17 protein-coding genes are annotated in these 23,181 nt (G+C 42.7%); 8 read left to right on the top strand and 9 right to left on the bottom strand.

Annotated elements, in window-relative coordinates; genetic code table 11:
• Positions 1–9: 9 nt before the first annotated feature.
• Complete coding sequence (locus MHN81_RS16880) at positions 10–477, bottom strand: hypothetical protein (RefSeq protein ID WP_023398415.1); 468 nt, start codon at positions 475–477, stop codon at positions 10–12.
• 493 nt (positions 478–970) lie between these two features.
• On the opposite strand from MHN81_RS16880, the gene MHN81_RS16885 reads away from it, so the two are divergent.
• Both MHN81_RS16885 and MHN81_RS16890 read left to right on the top strand, forming a co-directional pair.
• Positions 971–1,204, top strand: coding sequence for a hypothetical protein (locus MHN81_RS16885; RefSeq protein WP_239426279.1), 234 nt, complete (start codon positions 971–973; stop codon positions 1,202–1,204).
• Complete coding sequence (locus MHN81_RS16890; protein ID WP_239426280.1) at positions 1,195–1,896, top strand: hypothetical protein; 702 nt, start codon at positions 1,195–1,197, stop codon at positions 1,894–1,896. Before MHN81_RS16885 ends, MHN81_RS16890 begins: the two co-directional genes overlap by 10 nt.
• Positions 1,897–1,941: 45 nt before the next feature.
• On the opposite strand, the gene MHN81_RS16895 is transcribed toward MHN81_RS16890, so the two are convergent.
• Positions 1,942–2,418 (bottom strand): GNAT family N-acetyltransferase, encoded by a 477-nt coding sequence (locus tag MHN81_RS16895; protein ID WP_239426281.1) that lies wholly within the window; start codon positions 2,416–2,418, stop codon positions 1,942–1,944.
• A gap of 175 nt (positions 2,419–2,593) precedes the next feature.
• Here MHN81_RS16895 and MHN81_RS16900 point away from each other — a divergent pair, with 175 nt between their 5' ends.
• On the top strand, positions 2,594–3,433 hold the full coding sequence (locus MHN81_RS16900; RefSeq protein ID WP_023398418.1) for an SPFH domain-containing protein: 840 nt from the start codon (positions 2,594–2,596) through the stop codon (positions 3,431–3,433).
• A 73-nt stretch (positions 3,434–3,506) separates the two neighbouring features.
• Here the strand turns inward: MHN81_RS16900 and MHN81_RS16905 are convergent, their stop codons facing one another.
• Complete coding sequence (locus tag MHN81_RS16905) at positions 3,507–5,243, bottom strand: hypothetical protein (RefSeq protein WP_239426282.1); 1,737 nt, start codon at positions 5,241–5,243, stop codon at positions 3,507–3,509.
• A gap of 308 nt (positions 5,244–5,551) precedes the next feature.
• Between MHN81_RS16905 and MHN81_RS16910 the strand changes: the two genes are divergently transcribed.
• Both MHN81_RS16910 and MHN81_RS16915 read left to right on the top strand, forming a co-directional pair.
• A complete protein-coding gene (locus MHN81_RS16910) occupies positions 5,552–6,868 on the top strand; it encodes an NAD(P)-binding domain-containing protein (RefSeq protein WP_239426283.1) in 1,317 nt (438 codons plus the stop codon).
• Between the two features lie 12 nt (positions 6,869–6,880).
• Entirely contained in the window at positions 6,881–8,149 is a 1,269-nt protein-coding gene (locus MHN81_RS16915; protein WP_023398421.1) for an MFS transporter, read from the top strand.
• A 164-nt stretch (positions 8,150–8,313) separates the two neighbouring features.
• Here the strand turns inward: MHN81_RS16915 and MHN81_RS16920 are convergent, their stop codons facing one another.
• The 6 genes from MHN81_RS16920 to MHN81_RS16945 all read right to left on the bottom strand — a co-directional run bounded on the left by MHN81_RS16920 (position 8,314) and on the right by MHN81_RS16945 (position 20,727).
• On the bottom strand, positions 8,314–9,069 hold the full coding sequence (locus MHN81_RS16920; RefSeq protein WP_023398422.1) for a hypothetical protein: 756 nt from the start codon (positions 9,067–9,069) through the stop codon (positions 8,314–8,316).
• Between the two features lie 379 nt (positions 9,070–9,448).
• Positions 9,449–12,301: a right-handed parallel beta-helix repeat-containing protein gene (locus MHN81_RS16925; RefSeq protein WP_023398423.1), complete on the bottom strand. Its 2,853-nt coding sequence runs from the start codon at positions 12,299–12,301 to the stop codon at positions 9,449–9,451.
• 178 nt (positions 12,302–12,479) lie between these two features.
• Positions 12,480–14,621, bottom strand: a complete 2,142-nt coding sequence (locus MHN81_RS16930; RefSeq protein WP_239426284.1) for a YcaO-like family protein — start codon at positions 14,619–14,621, stop codon at positions 12,480–12,482.
• 2 nt (positions 14,622–14,623) lie between these two features.
• Positions 14,624–15,775 carry an amidohydrolase family protein gene (locus tag MHN81_RS16935; protein WP_239426285.1) on the bottom strand — a complete coding sequence of 384 codons (1,152 nt, stop codon included), beginning with the start codon at positions 15,773–15,775 and terminating at the stop codon, positions 14,624–14,626.
• 91 nt (positions 15,776–15,866) lie between these two features.
• Positions 15,867–16,664, bottom strand: a complete 798-nt coding sequence (locus MHN81_RS16940) for a hypothetical protein (RefSeq protein ID WP_239426286.1) — start codon at positions 16,662–16,664, stop codon at positions 15,867–15,869.
• A gap of 67 nt (positions 16,665–16,731) precedes the next feature.
• Entirely contained in the window at positions 16,732–20,727 is a 3,996-nt protein-coding gene (locus MHN81_RS16945) for a TOMM system kinase/cyclase fusion protein (protein WP_239426287.1), read from the bottom strand.
• A 383-nt stretch (positions 20,728–21,110) separates the two neighbouring features.
• On the opposite strand from MHN81_RS16945, the gene MHN81_RS16950 reads away from it, so the two are divergent.
• From MHN81_RS16950 to MHN81_RS16960, 3 genes are read left to right on the top strand one after another with little or no spacing between them, the layout of a single operon-like run.
• Positions 21,111–21,911, top strand: coding sequence for an AraC family transcriptional regulator (locus MHN81_RS16950; protein ID WP_239426288.1), 801 nt, complete (start codon positions 21,111–21,113; stop codon positions 21,909–21,911).
• Positions 21,912–21,915: 4 nt separating this feature from the next.
• A complete protein-coding gene (locus MHN81_RS16955; protein WP_023398429.1) occupies positions 21,916–22,599 on the top strand; it encodes an AzlC family ABC transporter permease in 684 nt (227 codons plus the stop codon).
• Entirely contained in the window at positions 22,596–22,895 is a 300-nt protein-coding gene (locus MHN81_RS16960) for an AzlD domain-containing protein (RefSeq protein ID WP_023398430.1), read from the top strand. Before MHN81_RS16955 ends, MHN81_RS16960 begins: the two co-directional genes overlap by 4 nt.
• The last annotated feature ends 286 nt before the right edge of the window (positions 22,896–23,181 follow it).

The following is a 23,181-nucleotide window of genomic DNA, read 5'->3' on the forward strand; positions in this document are numbered from 1 at the left end:
ACGTGTCATTTAGCTACCGACTTTACCGCCAATATCTTTACACGCTTTTGCTGGCATATTTACAAAGCCTGTGCCTTTGCATGAAGCCTGTGCTGCACATGCATTATTTGCTGTTTTACAATCGTTGTGACCACCGCAAATGTTAACATCATGACAGTGTACTAAATCGGCTTTTGCAACACTGCCAACCCAATTGTCTTTTTGTTTACCACCTACATCAGCACATGCTTTTGCAGGCATACCCACAAAACCAGTTCCCTTACAAGACGCTTGTCCTGAACAGGCGTTGCTTGCTGTTTTACAATCGTTGTGTCCACCACAAATATTTACATCATAGCAATGTACCAAGTCTGTTTTAGCGCCACCTGAACTTGCCGATGCACCAGCACTAGCTGATTGGCCTGAGTCCCCAGTGGCATTACAACCTACAAGACCTGCTACCATCATTGCCATTGCGGCGCCTGTTAATGCTTTCATTGTCGATTCCTCGTGTTTTGGTTATGCCAAAAATATAGAGCGAGCTAGAGTGGGCTGTATTTTATTTAAGGAAAAGCACCACTCCAGTGCTCGATTTATTGACTTTTTTTGCAAATTCGCGCGATACAAAAAAAGCAAACTTATTGCGCTCCGGACGACTTGCTACAAAAGACCTTATGAGCTGCAGATTAATTTCAGTGTAGACGAAAAATTTATTTATAGAGTAACGCAGTATTGAGAATTATTATGGAAAACTGAGCTTTAATGGCATCCGTGGCGCTTCAATTGACGAAATCAGACTCAATTAGGGGTTTATGGGTAAGGTGTTAATACAATGCTTTACGCCATTTTTTAAATTTTGGGATATTTTCTGCTCGCTTGATTAGATAACCGTAAAAACCTCTATCAGATTGCACTGTGGCTAAATATAATTTCCCCTAAGTGCACATTTCAATTTGGAGAATGTGCGCAAATTTGCTTTTAAGGAGTATAAATGAAGCAAAAGCATCATTACGGTGATAGCTACGAACTCGATGTTTACCAAGAGTTTTATCAACAAAAAGTTTGCTCGGCTTATTTTATTAAATCAGCTCTTCAAAATGGTGAGGTGAGGTTTGATTCGATGAGCGGTGATAGCTGGGAGTATCAAGAAGCTAAACAGTGGGTAGAAAGCTTTGAATTTGCGATATTTGCGAAACGACTACACAGTGAAGCGAGGTGTTTTTAGATAAGTTTTATCACTATCATTTAACACACTTTAAGCGACATATATTTCCCAATGAGCAACACGAGTTGCGCTTGGATGAAGTATCCGTTATCCGCCCAGGAGAGCGGTTAAGTGATGGCATAGACCCAATTAATTGGTGCCGCGCAGTATATTGGGCGCTTGCTTATAACGAGATGCAGAGCATTGCATGGTTAGATCAGTTTGATGAACAGTCAATGGATATGTCGGGTGTTGCTCAGATACACATGGCGGAGTTTAATATTGTTAAAGCCATACTTAATCCGCAGGAGCGGGACTTGGTCGCGGCCATAAAGGCATTTATGCAAGTTGATGTTACGGCACTGAGTGAGCTTGAAAGCCGAGTTGCCGCAGACGTGTTATTGTTTCGTCGCAGTGTGCACTTACCGCGAATTGATTGCTTATTGAGTGTGTTTTGCCATGAAGATGAGCAAACCTATCAGCAAAAAATGCTGGATGCGTTAGATAAGTTTGCACAGTGTGCGCACAAAATGGATAAAGCCGGAGAGCCTTTTCCAAAATTTGCGTTGGATTTAGTGGGGCTTGCTCGGGTTGCCTATTCAGGTAAGGGCTATTTGATCCCAGATCACCCTTATTTACCACAATGGCTGATCACTGAAGATTTAACGGATATCACACCGCCCCCAGAGCCTGAGTCTATCCCTACGTTATAACACAGAGATTACCCGTGCATAGTGCGGGCAATATATTGTATTGAGTTATTTTTTTGTATTGACTTTCATCTCTAATAACGAAGGCTCAAATCCAAGTTTTTGGTATGCATTAATTGCAGCTTGATTGTCGTTATACACATCGAGGTAGAAATCATACACGTCTTTTGACTCAGCCCAGCTCATCAAATATTGTATGATTTTTTTATTGAGCCCTTGGCCTCGACACTCAGGGCTGACGAACATAAACCCCAAATAACCGTGGTTAGCGTGAGTCAGTGACTGTTTTGAAGGTCTGATCTGCACATAGCCTGTTGCGATGATTTCATTGTCATATTCTGCAACTTGCACCAAGGCGTGTTCACTTTGCAGCAGGTCGTTTAAATTGTAGTAATATGCCTGTGGTTTTATTTGCGAATTGTACGGCCGCTCAGCGTCAACGACGGCTTGTTCTAATGCCAACAGTGCGGCTTTGTCTTCTAATTTAGCTTCTCTAAACAGTATTTTATCTGACTCTATGGTCATTGTATTTCCCAGCCCGTTGCTCTAAAAATCGTCGGTTTGAATAAACCTATGCCCATCTTAGTGTAACCGAATTGAACGGTTGCTTGTACCCAATATGTTATTACGCGTTTTTATCAATTTATCTTCTAGAATCTAGCCAGTAAAATAGAGCATTTATAGCTAAATAAAGTTCATTATGTTTGCGAAAAAGTCATTGCCTATTGGCACAATATTTAGTTTTGTTGCCGTGATTGTGTTTTCTATTTTTGGATTAGGGTCGTGTAGCAACCCGAGTACGCCAGCGGGCTTCGAAGGCTATGTGTATGAAAAGCCAAGAATGTTTGGCTCCGGCGGTTATCAGGGAACACTTCAAGGACCGAGTAATTTTGGCATGTCGGTGCTGCGTAACGAAGTCATTAATATTGATATGCGGCCCAATACCTACACAGAAAACTTCAAAATACTCGCCAATGATGATTTAAATATTATCTTTGACTTTCATGCGGTGGTATCTATTCGCGCTGGAACAGTGAAGGCCGTTGTTGAAAATTATGGTGGTGAGCACTGGTATGCACGCTTTGTGCGAGAGACATTTAGAACTTATGTACGAAATGCCGTGCAAAAGTTTGATAGTGGTGAATTAAAAGCGCGTCGCGATGATATTGCCAAAGAAGTCACTGTTAAATTGCAAACATACCTAAATGCCACACCGTTTGAAGTAAAAAATATTGTGGTTGGCAATATAAATTACCCAGATATTGTCGCTAAAGCTGTGGAGAAAAAATTGGCCGCACAGCAATTGCTATCTGAAAAAGAAACTCAAAAGCAGATAGCAAAAAAAGATGCGGAGATCCGTATAGAAGAAGCAAAAGGGATTGCCGAGGCGCAAAAAATCATAAACTCGACACTGACCGAGAATTATCTCCAGCATGAAGCCATCAACGCACAGCTTAAAATGGCTGAATCACCAAACCACACTACGGTATATATTCCAGTGGGAACCAATGGTATGCCGTTAGTGAAAGGGCTTAAATAGTTTGCGTTGAGCGCTTTTTGTTAGTTAGGTAAATGTAGGGCCAAAATAGCAGTGCTATTTTGGCCCTGTGGTTTTACTGATTTTCCACTTTGATTGTAATGTCAGTAACAATACCTTTATCTGTGGTGTCAAAAGAGAAGTGCAGTTTGCCACTTTCGCTTAATAACTCTGCCATATCGTCAGTGATAGGTTCACCAGAGAGCTCAGCAGCTTTGAGTAGCATAGGCATGACCTTGTCTGTATTGACTGCGAAGTTCATCAATCCATTAGCTGTCACAGTTTGCGTGCTCAACGCTTCCGCAGTTTGCTGCGCAGTTTTACCTATGTATAAAGTCAGGTGCTGGCCTTTTAACGCTAAGAATAGCGGCGATGTAGATTGGTAATCTGGCGGTAAATACTGGTTGATTTCAATGGCACTCCCATCAGCTGGCAGTGTCAACCCAGACAAGTCAGGGGCGAAGCTCTTTGCCATATTAAATAATGCTAACATGTCGTCTGCCGATACCGTGAGTAACATATCAACAGCGCTTAAATCCGTATTGTCTACTCTAACTAAGTCCGCGATATTTGCATCAAATACCGTGAGGCTTACACCTTTTAGTGTGCCAAGCATACTTGTTGCCATCGCTAATGGTGCCGGGTTTGCATCTTTACTCTGCGTCTGTAATTGTGCGAGCGGCTCGCAGTTAAATTGTGCACTGGCAAAAGCTGCCCAAAGAGTATTGACCGAAGGCGAGAGCTGACTCGCATTGACTCCAATACCCAGTGCAAGCATGGCGTCGCTGTCACTTTGCGTATGCTGTGGTAAAAAACCACGTATATTTTTCAATGCATTTAAAACTTTGGTGTCGGTAGATGCAATCACGCTTGATACTTTTATGTCAGCATGGCTACTTGAAAATTCATACTCTTGAGTACCCGTAATGATGGCTGGCCACTTGTTCGCAATGTCAGAGAAGTCCTGCTGACAGCTAGGGTTTCTCACACTGTCTAATGCATTTTCGCTGTCTGTGAGTGCCAGTATCTTATCCAGCATTTGTGTTGACTTACTTTGAGGGTCTTTGGCGGTAAGCATATCTGCTAAAAGCCTTGTATCAAGATACGCAAATGCATGCCCGTCCAGCTGATGTTCTTGGGTGTAACGCTGTACCTTGTCAGTACTGCTTAGAGGTTTTGCGGGGGCTTTAAGACCAAGTGCAATTTGAAGATCGTTTTGATCATTGATTGGGGTATCAAAGGTCACCGTCACCCATTTACCGTCAATAGCGACCAACAAATCTACGATTTTTTGACCGCCTTGTTCTATTGGGAATTTGGTAACTGGAATACCACCTATATTGGCGTCTTCATATTGAATATTTGCTTCTTTCGCTGCGTTGATAACGGTGTTTTTAAATACTTGCGGATCACCTAATTCAGCGCGAAATACGGGGAGCAAACCAATCGAATAAGCGAGTGCTTGAAAGTCGCTATTGACCCCCCAAGTGCTGGTGAATTGCTTGGATGACTTTAAGCTCTCTGCATACTTATCCAGTATATTTAGTAAGAATTGAGTGTTTGAATCAATCTCTTGACCCTGCATCACAGCAACAAAATTATTGATATCATCTACATTTTTTAATGTATCTGGCAAAACGTCCAAATACTGTAGATAAGGGAAACTTTTTAGCTGTGACCACAAGAAAAGCGTATCGGCAGGCACTTTGTCTAAGTGTGCTAAGTTATTATTGTTGGCGCCTTGTTGTGCAATAAAGTAGCCACCTGATGCAATGGCGGTACCTGTGACGAGCGCGAGAAGAGATTTTTTCATTGTTGCTCCATATGTAGTAGGTCTTCCAGTTAAAAATAATGATATCAATATATCGAGAATGAACAAATCTATTATTTGGTTCGTTTTGTCGTGAGCTAACTCTGAGGCTGATGGCGCAGTGTTTAAGCATTGGTCGAACAATGGGGCTTGCAGATATTACATTTAGGTTTGAATTCATTGGGTGGCAACTGCCTAACTACAATATCAAAATCATGCGCAGCAGGGTGCTAAATATAGTTTTGTAGGGCTTCGTCTTTCAAAACAAACAACCGTCTTATTGGTAAATTAGCCTTAAAGATGAGTTTAAAATGAATCAAAATGAGATTAACTCGGTAGTCGTCATTGGCGCGGGGCCTGTGGGCCTAAGTGCAGCCGCTCACCTTCTTGCTCGTAATATTCAACCCATTGTGATTGAAAAAGGCAGTGCTGTGGGCAGCGCAATATCGCAGTGGGGACATATTCGTGTATTCAGTCCTTGGAAATATGTCATTGATCAACAGCTACGAGTGATTTTAGAAAATAACGGTTGGCAAGCGCCGGATCCTGATGGTTTGCCAACTGGTCACGATATTGTTGAGCAATATCTACAGCCAGCGGCGTCTACACCGGAACTTGCGAAAGTTATCAAGCTTCAAACCGAAGTGATTGCGGTTTCAAAACACGCCCATGCTAAATCTTTCTCTAAAGAGCGCAATCAGGCGTTGTTCTCTGTTCATATTAAACACAGTGATGGAACAACAGAGGTTATACTTACTCAAGCTGTGATTGATGCCTCTGGGACATGGAGCAACCCCAATCCAATTGGATTGGATGGCTTACCTGTGCCTGGTGAAATTATGAATAAAGATGCTATTAGGTATGGCCTGCCCGATGTGGTTGGACGAGACAAAAATGACTATGCCAGCAAACGTGTATTGGTGTTAGGTGGTGGGCATTCCGCGATTAATATCGCCTTAGAATTACTTAAACTGCAAAAACTACACCCAGAAACAAAAGTTGTTTGGGGCTTACGTACCAACCAATTGGACAAGCTACTTGGCGGGGGAATAAATGATGAATTACCTGCTCGCCAAGCGTTAGGCAATGCAGCCAAAAATGCAGTGAACAATGACCAGCTTGAATTACTTGCGCCATTTGCTATTGAAAAAATAACTCGCACATCAAGTGGGCTTGCCATATCTGCAACTGTTGCAGGACAAGTTCAATTTATTGAAGTTGACCGTATCATAGTCGCAGCTGGTTTCAGGCCAGACTTAAACATACTGCGAGAATTACGCCTTGATTTAGACAGTATTGTGGAAGCACCAGCAGCATTGGCACCATTGATCGATCCTAATCTGCACTCCTGTGGCACAGTCCCCCCGCATGGGTATAGAGAGCTTGCACACCCAGATGAGCACTTTTTTATCGTCGGTATGAAAGCGTATGGTCGTGCGCCTACATTCCTTATGTTGACAGGTTATGAACAAGTGAGATCAATTGCGGCAAAGTTGGCGGGTGATAATGAAGCCGCGGCGCGAGTCGAGTTGGTATTACCAAAAACGGGCGTGTGCAGTAGTGAAAGAAACGACTCAGACTGTTGTCGCTCAAACACCATTGCTGATGAAAAATCATGTTGCGGCTGAGCGGGACCAAATATGAATGCTTTAAAAGCGAAAATATATGGTTTGTCTCACTCAGAGCCTTGGGTTCGCAAACGATCAACAGATAGCTTCCCACTTGCACTTTTGGGCTTTGCCCAGATCTGCTCTTGGGGGACGCTTTATTATAGTTTTCCACAGTTAGCCGAAGCTATGCTCAGCGAGTTTAACTGGGCGAAGTCGGACGTTTATGGGGCGCTGTCCGTCAGTTTGCTATTTTCTTCATTTGCAGCAATTCCGGTAGGCAAGCTCATTGACAAAGGGCTAGGTCGAAATGTAATGGTGACAGGCTCAATCGTCGCGGGGACTTTATTGATAGCAGGTTCTCTGATCAATTCACTGGCGTTTCTATACGCCGTATTTGCCGCAATTGGTATCGTGCAAGCGACGACTTTATATGAAGCGGCCTTCGCTGTTATCAGTGCCAACCATCCGCATGAGCAAGCCAAAGGTAAAATTGTCACATTAACTTTGTGGGGAGGATTCGCCAGTACTGTTTTTATACCACTTATAGAGTTGTTAATAACTCATTTAAACTGGCGTGCAACCTTTATAGTTTTAGGAGCTGTAAACATGTTCGTGTGTTCAATTTGCTATGGCTTATTACCCAAAGGAAAATTATCCAAAGGAAACATGAAAATCAGGGAAGAACAGGCAGTATCACGCGTTGATGATCGCAATATCAATGTTGCATGGGCTTTAAAACAACCCATTTTTTGGGCATTGCTGCTTTGCTTTTCACTTTTTGCAGCGGGGGCGAGCACATTTAAATTTCACCTCTACCCCATATTAGTTGAGAGTGCACTTTCTCCACAGCAAGTGGTGCTTATATTAGCCGCTTTGGGACCAGCTCAGGTATTAGGCAGGGTCGCCTTGAAGTTTGCAGGGGCGAAAGTATCAGCTTTGCAACTTGGTGTACTGACGACTTTGGCGCTACCAATAACGTTTATCGGCATGGTGTATTTACCTAGCCAAGTGTGGCTGTTAATACCCCTTATAACCCTATTTGGTGCTGCTACCGGTATGATGACTATTGTTAAAGGTATTGCAATTCCTGAACTGTTAACGAAGGAAGCATATGGCGCTATTAATGGCGCGATGAATATGCCTATTCAGTTTATTAAAGCGGGGGCGCCAGCGATTGCTGCTTGGGTATGGATGATGACGCAAAGCTATGACATGGTACTGCTGGTGCTAGGTGGTGTTGGCATGGTGGCTGTTGCAAGTTTTGCGCTAGTAAAGCAGCTAGCTCATTTTAGTCGCTAAGACTTATTTGCAAATGAGGTGCGTCAAGTTGTTTGAGAGCTGGACCTGAAAATGGATATGTCGGCGAAGAGGGCAGTTGATTGCCGTATAGATACGTAAATATTTGCCGTATAGCCAAAAAACGCTGCAAATGCAGCGTTTATTATTAGTGGTTTATAGGCTGGTTAACGATTGTCATGGGCTTGCCATTGGAGCATTAGCGAAATGGTGTGGCCGCCAATTTGGCCCGCTTCGGAAACATCATCATGCAGGATCATTGCCGCTTCGCGATACATCGCCGAAGCGCTGGTTAGCTGCAGCTTATATGCGTCTCGGCACTCCCATACCAAAGTCTCAGCTGGAAGGTCGTCGCAATCGCGATAAACAGCATTTAATTGGTCAGCAATATGGATTTTAAAGTGGTCAGATAAATCACCCACATAAGCTGTTATAAGTGGCTCTGAGATGAATTCAATGGCTTTACTAGAGGCTTGTTCTGTCCAACAGCGCTGCCACGTAGCTGGAAATTGCTGCTCTGTGATTTCCAAGTGTGTAATGTGATCTGTGGCGTTATGGGGTAGGTTGCCAAAGCTTAAGGCAATATCAAAGGCCGAGCAGTTTTGTGGGGCTGTTACCAATGCTTGTTTGGCGCTTCGATATACGTTGTCATACGCCTTCCAAGCTGGCGCATAACTATATGCAAAATTGAGCCAAAGATGTTGTACAACATCTAAAAAGGTATTGTGAAATCTCGGATCATGCGCCGTTCCATGTTTGGCAAGCCAGTTTAGATTACTTAGTGCTGCGTGATTTTCATTGTTTTGAATGAGTTCAAAGGTTTGCTCAAGCATTTTATCTACATCTATTGCATGGGTCTGTGCAAAGCTAGTTGCACTGTAGGTTGATGCGGCAATTAGCGCTGTTGCTATGATTCTTTTCATATTTCTTTGCTCCTTAAAGATGAGTTTTAATATTTTGAAATCTGCCTTTCATGGCATAGAGATATGCTTGCTAGTATAAAGTTACTACAGTGCAAGCATTTTTTAGTAAGCAAGGCGTATGCCATTTAGTGATAAATAATGAAGTTAGTGTATTTTATCTAGTTGTTTTGTTTATTCAGTGAAATGACATAAAAGCGTTGTTCACCAGCGCTTGAATTAGCGCACAGTGATTTGTGTTCTGAAAACAAAAGTTCGGTACATATTTTTGTTGAGGAGTATGAAAAGTGGACCATTAAGGTCCACTGGATATGGTTTTAAATACCAATTCATTCAAACAACAATGCGCAAGGTGTGCACAGGTGTTGCTTAAACGCTGGCTTTACTGAGTATTTGCTAATACCTTAGTGTAAACATAGTTCACGTAATTGTGGCCAGTACTGCGCAGTCCTTCAGATAGGTAGATAGCCCAAGCACGGTTGAACAGTGTAACGACACGCTCTCGATTGTCCGTACCTGTGTAAGGTGTGATCAGTCTAGGCGAGGTAAAGCCATCATAAAGAGTGCCAATAGTACTGTTCAATGAACCGTTTTGTTCGCCACCATAATAGATTTTGTTATTGAGCTGAGTAAAATGACTGAGCATTTCTTGCTTACCGTCATGGTTTAAATCAGCAGCCACTAACATGTCACTCGTTGATGACCCTGTGTAGAAATAGCTGCCAGTGCCAAATGCTGGTAGCTGACCTGAAACGGCCGGTTTACTTTCGTAAATCGTGTTGCTGTAAAAGCGCTGATACATGCGCTGTTTTTGATCTGTATTTCTTAGGCGACCAGCCTCCATCAGCGCTAGCCTCTGCGTGCCAGCGTAAACCGTTTGGTTTTTCCAACTCGATGTATTTGCATCCCAATATACGCCAATAATTTTTTTATCGTTGAAAGAGGCGTAGAGCTCCTGATTTGCCCCAAAGGTTTCACCAGCATTAGACAAATCAGCAGCTTGTAGCATCTTTACTGGGTTATTGATTGAACCTGCGTAAATCGCATTGCTCGCAATGGGGTGACCCGCACCATTAAAAGTAGAGCCTAATATTGCCCCATTTCCTGTCCAGCTGGTCACAAGCTGGTCTGGGCCTGCACGGTCAAATGACACAGCTTTGCTCGCAATTAAACTCGCTGAATTAGCGTTGTGGAACGTCCAACGTGTGTTTGCTATATCACTCAACTGTCTGTTTTGAACATCATTACGGCTATTAAATAGTTTGGCACCATATAAGGTATTGTTGTTTTCCTGGAAATAGATTTCATCCAGTCCGTCACCATCCAAATCAGCGACTTCCTTGATGTTTAATACTTGCCCATTGGCATTGAGCTTTTCGTGAATACCAGACTCACCAATTAAAAAGATATCGTTTTGTGTGCTATCTAGTTGTACAAGCAAGTGTGGAACACGGTTGCCACTTGAGTTTTCCATCGTCACAGCTTTGGCCCATATTGGCTCTAAATTACTGCGATACCCGCTTGCAACAGGATTACCTACACAATCTCTACAATCGCTTTTGCCACCAGCAAATAGCTTGGCACCGCCAGAAACAGAAATCAGAGGCGCGTAGCGAGAGTCTTTACGCGCGTGGAAATACACCTTTTGCCCAGCACCTTTGACCATATTCATGCCAATGCTTCGGTCTCGAGTAGACATCCTTTGACTGAAAAAAATCGACAGTTCTTCATGGCCTTTGGTGTTGTAGGCAACATTGTTATAGGCAACATGGTTGCTCCAATAATCTTGTCTTTGACTATCCTTTCGCGTTTGCCCGCCAGATGTCGAGAAAGAAAAATCAGGGTAGACATTTGCTGGGTCTTTTTGAGGGTTATAGTAATCCCCTGCGCTTTTGTCATCAGCTGGGTTGTAAGGAACTATGGTATTGTTAGCGATGGTGTTAAAAGTGCCAGACAATAATATGGATGTTCTGGGTATGAGCCGGAAAGTATTGTTTTGGATCCGTGTTTTGTAAGCCCCAGCACGGGTTTGTTCATCGAGCGGATCTGTTGGCATTCTGCACTGTGAAGCCGGATCTTTACACGTCGAGCCACCGAGCTTAATCGCTGCACTTAAAATCATTTCTATATGGTTGCGTTCAATAATGGAGGGTTTCATAGCACTTAAAATATAAATAGCATGATCAGCAATTTCTTTGATCACGTTGTCGGTGATAACCCACTCTGAACCATTACCATTTACGCCTTCGACAAAATTCTGAATCGTATTGTTGTAGACATGGGTAGGGCCGTAAGAGAATTGTTGAGCAATGCCTGAGTGAAAACCCATACCCGCAGAGGCAATGTTTAGGTATGAAGATAAGGCTCTCGAAGCATCAACAAGATCAGCCAACATATTGTCTTTATTGGCCATCGGCACGACGCCTTTGATAATGGAGTTTTGTACCGTTGCTCCGCCTACGATGGCAATTCCGGCTCGTGCAGGTTTGGTGACAATTACATTGTCGATGGTGACATCATTGCTGCCACCCGTAAGCCCAACCATGATCATACCTGACCATAGGCGGCGATCTCGACCATTGTAGTAAAGCTGGTTGTTGTTCTCATGCAATGTGAATTTGGGGGTTTTTATATTTTCCCAGTGATGGTCGCCTTCAAACTCTAAGTTTTTAATCGTGATGCCCTGTTTGTTACTTTGAACCATCAGCAGCACCCGCCCGTGGTGCAACCCGTCAGCGCCAGCCCCTGAGTAATACAAGCGAGGTTTTGATTGAGCTGAGCTGCCTTCGATGGTGATATTATTTTGCGCAACAAACAACTTTGGCAAAAACGCATTGTGAATATTATCTATGGGTGCATCTGGGTGTGCAGTGTGTTCATCACTGAAATCATAGTGACAAGATGCGACGACAAGTTTGGTATGTACCGGGCTTGGTGTAATGTTATTAGCCACATGTACAGCCCAGCGCAATTGTTGTGCACGCTGTTTATCTGTCATGCCGGTATTGCTTTTTAAATTCAGTGGCATGTTTGCGGTAATGGTGTTCACACTTGCACTATACCGACCTAGACTTTGTGTATTCCAAAAGGTATTGCTGTATAAAACCAGCTCGCCGTTGCTATTTAAGTAGCTTTGTGGCGCTGAATTACAGTTGTTTGCGTAGGCCTGTTTCGTGCTTATTAAAAGCACGGCCCAGGACGACAGGAGTAAGAGTTGAATTGCTCTTTGTATCATAGCGTAATGGTCCTTCGATTTTTGTTTAGTTTGTTATTGCTACAACTTATTAATAACAAAAGGAGTACCTACAATCACCATAATTCTCTTACTGATTCTCAATATGAAATTGATAAAGCGCAATGTCTAGAGCAAGTGCCTCGGAATATTACGAGGTATAAAGACCTCGTAATTGGCGTTAGATGTATAGTCCTTGCTGGTTGATCGTTAATTCGGAGTTTGCTTCATTTAACCACCCTAACTGTACAGGTAGCGTATAAAGTCTTTGGTTACCCAGTTGCGGCCACATATGACACAGGCCGGGCACGAGTACTTTAACTGTATGTATAGGTAAATCGTCTCTGCTGTGATCCACAATTAGGGTATCTAACCCAGCTTGTGCCAACTGCTCCACAATATTAATTATATTGTCACTAATATCATCACAGTAGGCCAAGGTGGTTTTACTAATTGCGCCATCTTGTGAAGGGTACATAAACGGCTCATTGGGGATTTTATCAAAGTCGAATAGAGACTTGTTGGCATCACGGTTTGGATAAAGTTGACATAATTCAGTCAACGCACGCTGTGCAGCCAAGGCGGGGTTGAGATGGCAGCCTAAACCTATTGTGAACTTCTTTGTCCTCTTTTCTTGAGCAACTGCGACCATAACCGAAACTTGATTATTATTTGTGACGTCGATAATCCAAAAGTCCATATTACTGGGTAACGTTTGTTCAACTTTTGCAATGAGGCTATCGGGCAGGCTTTCTAGTGGAAAACTTGGGCGGCTAATTTTGTTATACCACCATATTGCAACCGCGTCTCGTTCAATCAATTCAAGCAAGCCTTGAAGAATGGCCTCTTCTAGATTGTTACCAGCAGCACAGCCATTTGATTGCCATAAACAATATTCATCGTCATCAAATGGCATATTGGAAATACAGCATGCCATTGGGACATAGATACTGTTTTGTTGAGACAGAGACCATGCTTTTAGCCAATGAATTGGCTGATCTTGATAAGGTTTTTTAGCATACTTTTCCTCCCAAGAGGAGTGTAGAGAGTGTTGGAAAGTATGGTATTGCAATTCACTATAAGGCGTCAGGTCGTGTGGGCTATAGCTAGGTCCGTCCAACGCTGACTGAGTCGACAAAAATAATGGTTCATTGCCTTGATACAGCGGTGCGTATCGTTCGACTGCTTCACACAGTGCGCTGACCTTAGATTGAGTATCAGATACCCCTTTACCTGCACAAGCCATCGAGAAGTCAGCTAAAGACAGGTTAGAGAGTTGGCGCACAGAAGGGGTTTTTGAAAATCGCGCACAATATGTTTTTAGCGGTTTACCTGATTGCGGTTCCATGCAAGCAAAATAATTAACGACCCCAGTGATAGGGCTTATCAACGGCTGGAGTTTAGTTAATGTTTGCTCTGGTGAATAGCTTCGAGAGCCTCCATCGTTGTCAAACTGTATCGCCCGACTGTTCAAAGTGATAGGTTTCCCTAATCGCTGTTCAAGCGTATCCTTGCCCACCGTGGTGATCTGCTTGAATGGGTGGTAGCTAACTTGCTGAGTTTTATGAACAAATACACATAGCTGATGACTATCAGTTTGTAGCTGCTTTATCAGCAGCTGTTGCAATTTCTGCTGTAGTTCGGGCGCAAGTTCTAACGGATTTTCAAAAGGGACTTGTTGCGCTGTATTGAGCTGTGAGAGTACTTTTCGTTCTGGTTGATTGTTGGCTATGCGTGTTTTTATCAGTGGCCAGTTCAATGAAGTGCTGCACTTTTGAGTAATAACCGGGCTGAGCCATAGCCTTTGTCCGGTTATTTTTAGCATAATCCAGTGGGTAGATTGCTCTATAATGCTATCTATTGCTGGATGGATAAAGTCATCGACAAATATAATCGTGGGTTTATTCACGAGGTTAAATGCACTGAGTAAATCTTCGTGGGAGCACAGTTGTAGCCAAGCTTGTAAATAGCTAGGTTGTGCCGCTGATAAATTGACCACAGGCAAATTTGAATGGTGTTGCAGCGTTACGGGGTGCGCCAGTCGATTTGTGGAATATGAATTAGACACAAAATCCGTAGTCGTTTGATCATAAATTAAACCCGCATTCAATAAATGGGCTGAGTACCGATTTAAATGTGCTCTCAAGTGTCTATGCTTGGTGCGCAGCGCGTTTTGCTCCTGACTGCCATCTGTGCCTATTAACTCAAGTCCTGGATAGTGTGCAAATTTTAAGAAATAGGACAAAACTTCGCCGACCAGTAAAATACCTTGCTCACTTATGGTTACTTTTTGAAATTTTGGGTGCCAATTAAAAGTTTTCATATCTAGTATCCAAAAAACTGCTTTGGATTGTGCTGTAATATATCTACTAGTTCAGCCGATTTAATGTCGGCGTTTTGGGTTTCGAGATTTGTATAGTCGAAATGCAAGTGATCGGGGTGAGGGAAGTCAGTACCAAAGAGCAGCCTGTCATGACCTATGGTTTCAATAACCTGCGCTAAACATGGTTCGTCCATCTCGATCGTGACCCAGCATTGACGCTTGAAATACTCAGAAGGTTGCATTTTAATTCGGTTTTTAATTAAACCCGGAAATTCGGTATAACAGATATTGTCTAGCCGCCATAGCCAGCTTAATAGCCAGCTTGCGCCCGCTTCAAAAAAGCCTAATTTAAGTTTGGGATGTCTCTCTAATACACCCGCATCTAACAAAGATAAAAATGCCAGTTGCATTTCGTGAAAATGGGAACATGCATGTAATGCAAAACGGCTTGTATAACGTTCTGTACCTGCGGTTGGAGCTTGTAAATTGGAGCCTCCATGAAACGCAATGCTTATCCCTTTTTCTTCACACGCTTGCCAAAACTCGTTGTACTCTGAACTGCCAAGATGATGGCCGGCAATTATTTCTGGGCGCATAGTGATACTGGTCCAACCCATTTTTTCAATGGCTTCTAGTTGGCTGATCATGGAACTCGGGTCGTGGCGACTAATCAGGCCCACCCCTTTGAGCCGCGCTGGATTGTGGCTGCAATATTCATACAGCCATGTATTGTAGCCTCTAGCATAGGCAATGGAGGCTTGGTGGCTTATAGACTGATGATTGACAATATAACTCGCTACATTAGGAAATAAACTGGCGCTGTGAATATGCGTCTCGTCCATATCTTGTAGCATGGTATGTGGCGCTGCTGCACTTTTACGTTTGTCGATGCTTTTGTGAAAAACCTTCGCACTTTCGATTTGAATGTCTTCATTCCAGCAATTGAGTAAGGGGTATTCACCAAGTTTTAATGTTGGTGGCAAAACGACCCTTGCGCTTTGCCCAAGACGCAAGGCGCGTTGTTCGGCTTTATGCTGGGTGTCATAGGTCAAGCTGTACTCAAACCCTTTTATTTCAGCTGGATCGACATAGTCTTGCCATATATCAGGTGTTTCTATCACGTGTCTATCTGCATCGTGGATAAGTAATGTCATTGATTCCCCTATTTTTGTACTGGAATATCAGGTTGATAAAGAAAGCCTTGTCTTTACTTACCAACCTTTATCTGGTTACTTGGGCCAAATATTAGCAGGCCGTTGCATTGGTAAATTTGCAATACTCACTGATTGCAATGGCCTGCGCCTTTTCATTTTCTGGTTTTATAGGTCGGTGATATGTAAAGGTGTTTCTTGGAATGTTCTCAAAATAGCCCAAATGAACGTCATTTCCACGCGGTAAGCAAAATTTGAAGTTGGGGTCTATTTCAAAAGTAATATTTACATTCCAAGGTAATGTTTTTTGTAAAAATTTTTCAATCAGCTCTTGGCCACTGTTGGGGTTGCCAGATTCAAATATATTTCTGAAGTTAAGGAGTACCTTCTGCTCATCGCTCAATTCCTTTGGGTCGGGGTTTTTGTCTAAATCATGTGCCGCCCATGCCATTGTGATGATAGAGTTAGTGTATTCACCAATTGCCAGCCAATCCATATCATCATTGTCTGTATATGGGTGGCCATCTGCAACTAGGCCCATAAACGTTGGGAAAAGAGAGCTATACACTGAAATAGCTAGCGCCCGTACCGCTTTTGGAGGGGTATCTGGAATTTTGATATTAATGCTGTTAAGGCCACCAGCCCACTGACTAGAGTAATAAGGGTTCCATATGTTATTGTTTTTAGGAGTAAAATTTCCTTTATCATCCAAGTCGTCATCAACTATTAGCTCGCAGTGAGGTAGGATTTCATTAAAGTTTTTGGATTCCCCATTGTCATTGAACTTTAGAACTTTATCTTTGCCGGAATTGTAATATCCCTCAGGATTGTACCAACTTGCGGCGACATAGACTGAGTAAGCCGATACTATTTTTTGATAGATATTTTGCATTGCGTTATCCTTAATCTAATATATTTGAAACGATTAAACTTTATATCAACTCGATGATATAAATTGGTTATTCAATTGGTTTTTTTCCAGTATGTTTTATATCGCCTTCTGGTATCTGAACAGATAGATCTGCTGCTTTTTCAAGGTACAGCGAATAGCAACGTTCGTAAGGCGCTATTTTGCCTTGCTGCACAAAACACACAGACTTTAGCCACAGCAATTTAGGTAAAAAGAGGTGCTCGTTAAACCGCTCAGTTTGTGCAATAGATGCATCAATTAATTGCAGTGCTCGGTCGTACTGGCCTATTTCAACGTGAACTTCAGCTAACATAGCGCTCCAAAAACCATGCATTTGTTTGGCACCGTTAGCTTCAAGTGCACTTATCGATTTACTGATCTTTTCTGGAATGTTTAGTAGCCAGCCTTCCAAAGAATCTATAACGCCTACCCAATTGGCCAAATTATCTTGTTCGCAAATGGCTCTTGACTGGTCCAAGATGGCTTTGATTGTTCCCTTTTGATTGGCGAAGTAATATCCACACGCAGCATACACTTTTACTAACACAAGGCAGTGGCTGCTCTTTAACTGTTCAGATAGCTCTTCCGCTTCTTCAATGGATTTTACAAACTTGTCCATGTCGCCCATATAAGCATGCATTAAAGAACCAATACTCAATGCCCAAATATTGGAGTCTTGGCCATATTTAATGGTATGGTCACTGTGTTTTACAGGGTCATATAAGCGCCTTACTTCAGCGACACAATCTAGCCCCTGATGCAGCCTGCCTGCACGCCACAGTGCGTGGCATTTTACCGATAGTAATGCTGCACGTTGGCCATTATCTTGTGCTAACGGCAAAGACGACTCTATGATCTCAAGTACTTTGTTTACATCCCCTGCGACATTGACATGATTTGCAAGCAGAATTGCGGTATCAATCGACTGCTTATGCTGACCTAATCCCTCTAATAATTGTTGAGAATATTTGATAAGCGCTTCAACTTTGGCGGATGCCCAGCCAACTACCATCATAGAGGCCGTGATTAGTAGCTGATTTATTTCTAATAGTTCTTGGCCTTCGGCATCTATTTTGTTCAGTGCATCCATGGTTGCATCTGCATAGTGGATGCATTGCTCATAAGCACTTTTTGTTATTGCCATAGTTGCCGCTTTCTTTCCAAAATACGCAGCGTCACGATACGACTGTCCTGCTAAGTAGTGGTAGTGGAGAATGTCGTTTGCGCTGTCTAGATTGGTCTTAGGGTTGCTCCTTATTGCAGAAGCGATTGTTAGGTGCGCTTTGTGTTGCAATTCTTTTGTCATACTTTCATAGGCAGCATCGCGGACCAGCGCGTGTTTAAATATATAGCTGTCACCCGCGACTTGACGTTGCCTATAAACTAATTCGGCATCGATTAGTTCTTCTAAATCAAATTGAATCTGCGCTTCCTCCTTTTTAGATGACGTAATCAGTAAATCATAGTCAAATTCTCTACCGATAGTCGCACCTAACTGAGCGGTCTCTTTAGCGTGTTGTAACTGATCTAGTTTTTGCTGCAGTGAATCTCTTAGGGTTAAGGGCACTAATGCTCTTTTGTGATCGTTAATAAAATTGTAGGCACCATGTACTTTATGGATTAAATGTTGCGACTTCAGGGCGGTTACTAACTCTTCGATAAACAGTGGGATACCATCGGTTCGCTCTAATAACACGTCCATTAGTTGGTTGCTAATAGCTTGTTGTTCAAATAAGCATTGAATAACCTCTTGTGCACTTTCGCGATTTAATTTCATCAAAGGTAATTGACTAAAGCTCACTTTAGACAGCTGCTCAGGCAATACTTCGCGCGATGTATTGACCCAGCTATGTGCGCCAGAGTTAAATATATTGGACGCGGTAAAGTATGCGATAAAATCTTTACTTATCTGATCGGCCCAGTGCAGGTCTTCAAAGATAAATAAGTGAGCAGGGCGAGTTTCGGGGATTTCATTCAGCGATAAAGGTTGGCAAAGTAAATGTGCTAATAAGTTGAATAGATGTTGCTTTTGCACTTCGGGCGATAAGTCTGTAATCGGGTTTAGTTCGGGCAGGGGCAAACTTAACCAGGCCGATAAAATTAATACCCCGATTTCTTGCTGCTCCACATCTAATTCTGTTTGCGCCACAGCGTCTTTGAGTTTGTGCAAACTTGAATCTGGCGACAAAACATCGAGCGTATATTTATACTTTATGATGTTTAAAATAGGGTGCAGAGCATTGTTTCTGTGTTCGGGTAAGCACTGGGCCACAAGTTGGGGCCTATGTTTTGCCTTATCTCTGAGTTCAAAGATTAAACGAGATTTCCCAATGCCAGCTTCGCCATAAATATGAACCAGTGGCAAAGGTTTATTTGTCAGCTCAGTGTATTGAGTTGCTGATGTGACTAATCGTTCTACTAACTCCTTTAGCTCTCGCTCACGGCCAAAAAAAGCGTTGTTCTTTTTAGTGCCGCGTAAAAAACCAAAGGCTTCAACTTGGCGCTCGCCAGCCAAAATGAAATTATTGGCATTTTTATTGGTGTCATCAATCACAGGTTTAAAAGACAAATAATTATCGAGTAATAACTGTACGTTTTTAGAGCATAAAATTTGTCCAAATTTCGCTTTTCGACTGAGTTTGAGTGAATTGAGAGCGGTTTTACCTGTCGGCAAATCATCAGCGATGCTCAGCATCATGCCCGTTTCTATGCCAACTTGTATCTGACTATGAATGCCTTGGCTTTCCCGCAAAATGACATTTTTCTTTTGTATATTGCTGATCAATTCCAATGCGGTACGCCCACACAAGCGGCTATCATTGTCAGTGGTATTTGGATAGCCAAAATAAAACTGTAGCGTATCTCCTAATATCCCAACGTGGTATGCACCATAACGAATGGCGATATCAATACACTGCTGCATTTGGTCGGCATGAAAAGTATCAATAACATCTTGATCTTCTGAGTTATTACAGTCTATTTGCTCACAATTTAGGATAAGGCTCAACACAGTGATCTGTTTTCGTTCTGTCAACCGGGTGTAAGAGTATCTAGCGTTGTTAATTTGGTCATTGAGTAGCGTTTTTGTAACGTCCTCATACTGAGGTTCGCCTTCTTGTTTGCCTTGAAACTCCAAAGTGCCGACTAGGTTATTAAAGCTCAGTTTTTTAAATGTATGGTATAGCCCGGCAGTATTACTCGGCCGCTCGGAAGACTTTTTACTTAATACCCTGCGAAGCAAGCTAGCGGATTCATGACCTGCTAGTATACCTAGAGGAATATTCGCCGAGCTCAGCTGCTGATGAAATACGGCGGCGAGAGAGCTGCCAGATATCGTGGGTTTGCCTGTTAAACACTCTAAAAAAACAAGTCCCCATAAATAGATATCAGTTTGGGGCACCGGTGGTTCGCCTCTTAATTGCTCCGGTGAACTATAAGACGGGGTGCCAAGAGTTTCCTGCGTGAGTGTAATACTTTTATAATCATTCTGCCGGGCTTCTTGAGAAATCGTGCTAATCCCGAAATCAAGCACCTTTGCATGGACTTTTGCACCGACTTTGTACAACATAATATTGGCAGGTTTGATATCTCTGTGCACCACACCTTTCTCATGGGCGTTGGCTAATGCATCTAGTACCTGGGCCATGACATCAGCAGCCAATGGCGGCTCCAATGCACCAGAAACGAGTAATTTTTCCTTTAGACTCTGCCCCTCAATATATTCGTAAACCGCATATATTAGAAAATCACCTTGTTGACCTTTATCGATAAGTTGAACAATATTGGGATGATTGAGTTGGCTGACAAGAGACACTTCGCGGTGAAATCTGTCGATGCAGCGGCGATTTTTATCAATGTTGGCTTTATCTGATAGCGCTAAAAACTTAATGGCGACATTTTGACCTGTACTGATTTGTGTGGCTCTATAAACTTGGCCAAATCCGCCTTCGCCTATTTTTTCGGCAAGTAGATATTTATCAGAATTAAATACTTGGGGTAAGTTAAATACGATTTCGCTGCTGGCTTCCATTTGTTTTGAATTCACTCTTTTTTCAGTAAGGCAGAATCAACTAGTAATTGTCCCCAATATGGAACAAATTACATTTAATATACAATAACATGTCATTTGTAACAATAGGTTTAATATTACACCATAAGTGTTAATTTTTACTCATTCCAATTGATTGGAAAAATGTCAGTTGCTCTATTGAAATACTGTATCAATAAGAGGGTCTTTTATGAGACCAATCCTCCCGATACTTGCGACACAAAGCTATTTTCGATAATACCTATCATGGTGAAGTATTTATTGAGATGTTGAGATCGATGTTTCAAAACTAAAGCGTATTCAGTTGGTTAATTGCGCAATTTTGTACAAGCACTTCATACTCAATTGCGTTAAGCTGAATTCTAGTAAGGGGGAAGTGTATGCAGCAGTCAAAGTTTAGCTTTCATCACGATTTAGGTGGACTGGAAGTACTTCATAATATTGATAAAAAAACAGATTTCGGGCGTCATAACCACAGTGGGTATACAATAGCGCTGGTGGATTGCGGGGCGCAGCGTTTTTTTCGTTCAGGTGATCAGCACCTTGCAGGTAAAAGCAGCTTAATTTTGATCAATGCTGAGCAAGTTCATGATTGCCGGAAAGCTTGTGAAGGGGTTGCATCATACCGTTCTATGTATCCAACACCGGAGCTTTTTAATAACTTGATGGACTGCGAAAAAAACCGTGCTCCGTATTTTTCAGACGCTGTGGTACATAATCCGGCACTGGCATGTCAACTACATAGCTTGTTTGATACGTTGGAATCACCAGCGAGTAAATTGGAAAAGCAAACGCAAATGGTGAGGTTTTTAAGCAACTTGTGCGCATCAGCAGGCCAGCTGAGACTGTCAGATGAGCAGGCCTCTGAGAGATGTCGTATCGCATTGGCTAAAACTTATTTGCAGGACAATTTATTTGACGATATTTCACTTACTGATTTGGCTAGCTTGATCCATATGAGCCAGTTTCATTTTGTGCGCTCCTTCAAAGCGCAAACAGGACTTACTCCCCATGCATTTCAAATTCAACATCGCCTGAATCACGCTAAGGCGATGCTGCGCTTTGGCAAAAGTATCTCCGATGTTGCCAGCCAAGTTGGGTTTTATGACCAAAGCCACTTTAGCCGGCACTTTAAGAAAAATATGGGTATCACCCCAAATCAATACAAACAGGCTTGTTAGAGACATGAATATCGCGATAAAAAAAGGCTTGCTAGACATGCTACCGTTAAATCTAGCGGTGCTTCCGTGGGGAGTCTTGTGCGGCTCCTTAGCCATTCAAAACGGCTTTTCGGCATTGGAAGCGCAGTTGATGTCGTTACTGGTCTTTGCTGGTTCCGCGCAGCTGGTTGCTATTGAGTTGATGGCAAAAGGCGCTTCTATTATTACGTTGGTCATTACTACATTTATTATCAGTGCGCGCCATTTACTTTATGGCTTGGCAATACGTAACAAAATGATAGATAAACCTTTGAAATGGCGTGGACCTATTGCTTTCTTTTTAACTGATGAGTTATTTGCATTTTCGCACCACCATCGGGCTTATCAAGGTAAGTTGCGACTTGTGTATGCATTAGTTGCTGGTGGTAGCTTTTATCTTGCTTGGAACTTGTGGACTTTTTTTGGCATCGTGGCTGGGCAGTTTTTACCTGATCTAACCAACCTTGGATTGGATTTTGCCATAGCCGCCATTTTTATCGCTTTGGTGGTGCCAGGGATTTCGAATTTACCTGTATTTTGTGCCTGCTTAGTATCGGGTGTGACGATGCTTTATTTTAAATCGATAGAGTTTGAATTTGGCTTAGTAGCTGCCGCGTTGCTCGGTATGAGCACGGGGTACGTATTGCAGACAAGGGAAGACAACTCATGATCGTGACAATTATTACGCTGGCCTGTGTGACTTTTGCCACCCGGTATTTGTTTTTAACTAAAAATTTGCCTTTTTCAATTGGCCCAAACTTTCAACGCTTTTTAAGTTATAGCGCGCCGTGTGTCTTAACCGCTATTTGGGTGCCGATTGTTTTGATGCCAAGTGGAAAGTTTGTAACTGAGTTACATAACCCATACTTGTTAGGGGCCTCTGCGGCCATTGTTTTAGCGTTTAAATTTAAAAACCTTTACCTTACCACCTTTGGAAGTCTGATTGTGTTTTATGTGTTCTTTTGAGCCAATATGGGCCCTGAATCAAGTTCAGGGTGACGAGGTGTGAGTTCAGGGTGATAGGTGTGAGTTCTGGGTGATAGGTGTGAGTTCTGGGTGATAGGTGTGAGCTCGGGTGACGGGTTATCCTTCGTCATTGTGGGCTTGCCCCGCAATCCATGTTTGATGTGGTGGTGGGTCCTGAATCAAGTTCAGGGTGACGAGGTGTGAGTTTAGGGTGACGAGGTGTGAGTTTAGGGTGACGAGGTGTGAGTTTAGGGTGACGAGGTGTGAGTTTAGGGTGACGAGGTGT

Source organism: Pseudoalteromonas sp. Of7M-16, assembly GCF_022347805.1.
Classification (GTDB): domain Bacteria; phylum Pseudomonadota; class Gammaproteobacteria; order Enterobacterales; family Alteromonadaceae; genus Pseudoalteromonas; species Pseudoalteromonas luteoviolacea_F.

Excerpts from the sequence above, each read along its gene's own strand:
- MHN81_RS16955 (WP_023398429.1), top strand. The coding sequence starts at position 21,916 with ATGAATATCGCGATAAAAAAAGGCTTGCTAGACATGCTACCGTTAAAT.
- MHN81_RS16930 (WP_239426284.1), bottom strand. The coding sequence starts at position 14,621 with ATGAAAACTTTTAATTGGCACCCAAAATTTCAAAAAGTAACCATAAGT.
- MHN81_RS16925 (WP_023398423.1), bottom strand. The coding sequence starts at position 12,301 with ATGATACAAAGAGCAATTCAACTCTTACTCCTGTCGTCCTGGGCCGTG.
- MHN81_RS16885 (WP_239426279.1), top strand. The coding sequence starts at position 971 with ATGAAGCAAAAGCATCATTACGGTGATAGCTACGAACTCGATGTTTAC.
- MHN81_RS16935 (WP_239426285.1), bottom strand. The coding sequence starts at position 15,775 with ATGACATTACTTATCCACGATGCAGATAGACACGTGATAGAAACACCT.
- MHN81_RS16950 (WP_239426288.1), top strand. The coding sequence starts at position 21,111 with ATGCAGCAGTCAAAGTTTAGCTTTCATCACGATTTAGGTGGACTGGAA.
- MHN81_RS16920 (WP_023398422.1), bottom strand. The coding sequence starts at position 9,069 with ATGAAAAGAATCATAGCAACAGCGCTAATTGCCGCATCAACCTACAGT.
- MHN81_RS16915 (WP_023398421.1), top strand. The coding sequence starts at position 6,881 with ATGAATGCTTTAAAAGCGAAAATATATGGTTTGTCTCACTCAGAGCCT.
- MHN81_RS16905 (WP_239426282.1), bottom strand. The coding sequence starts at position 5,243 with ATGAAAAAATCTCTTCTCGCGCTCGTCACAGGTACCGCCATTGCATCA.
- MHN81_RS16880 (WP_023398415.1), bottom strand. The coding sequence starts at position 477 with ATGAAAGCATTAACAGGCGCCGCAATGGCAATGATGGTAGCAGGTCTT.
- MHN81_RS16900 (WP_023398418.1), top strand. The coding sequence starts at position 2,594 with ATGTTTGCGAAAAAGTCATTGCCTATTGGCACAATATTTAGTTTTGTT.
- MHN81_RS16910 (WP_239426283.1), top strand. The coding sequence starts at position 5,552 with ATGAATCAAAATGAGATTAACTCGGTAGTCGTCATTGGCGCGGGGCCT.
- MHN81_RS16960 (WP_023398430.1), top strand. The coding sequence starts at position 22,596 with ATGATCGTGACAATTATTACGCTGGCCTGTGTGACTTTTGCCACCCGG.
- MHN81_RS16940 (WP_239426286.1), bottom strand. The coding sequence starts at position 16,664 with ATGCAAAATATCTATCAAAAAATAGTATCGGCTTACTCAGTCTATGTC.
- MHN81_RS16895 (WP_239426281.1), bottom strand. The coding sequence starts at position 2,418 with ATGACCATAGAGTCAGATAAAATACTGTTTAGAGAAGCTAAATTAGAA.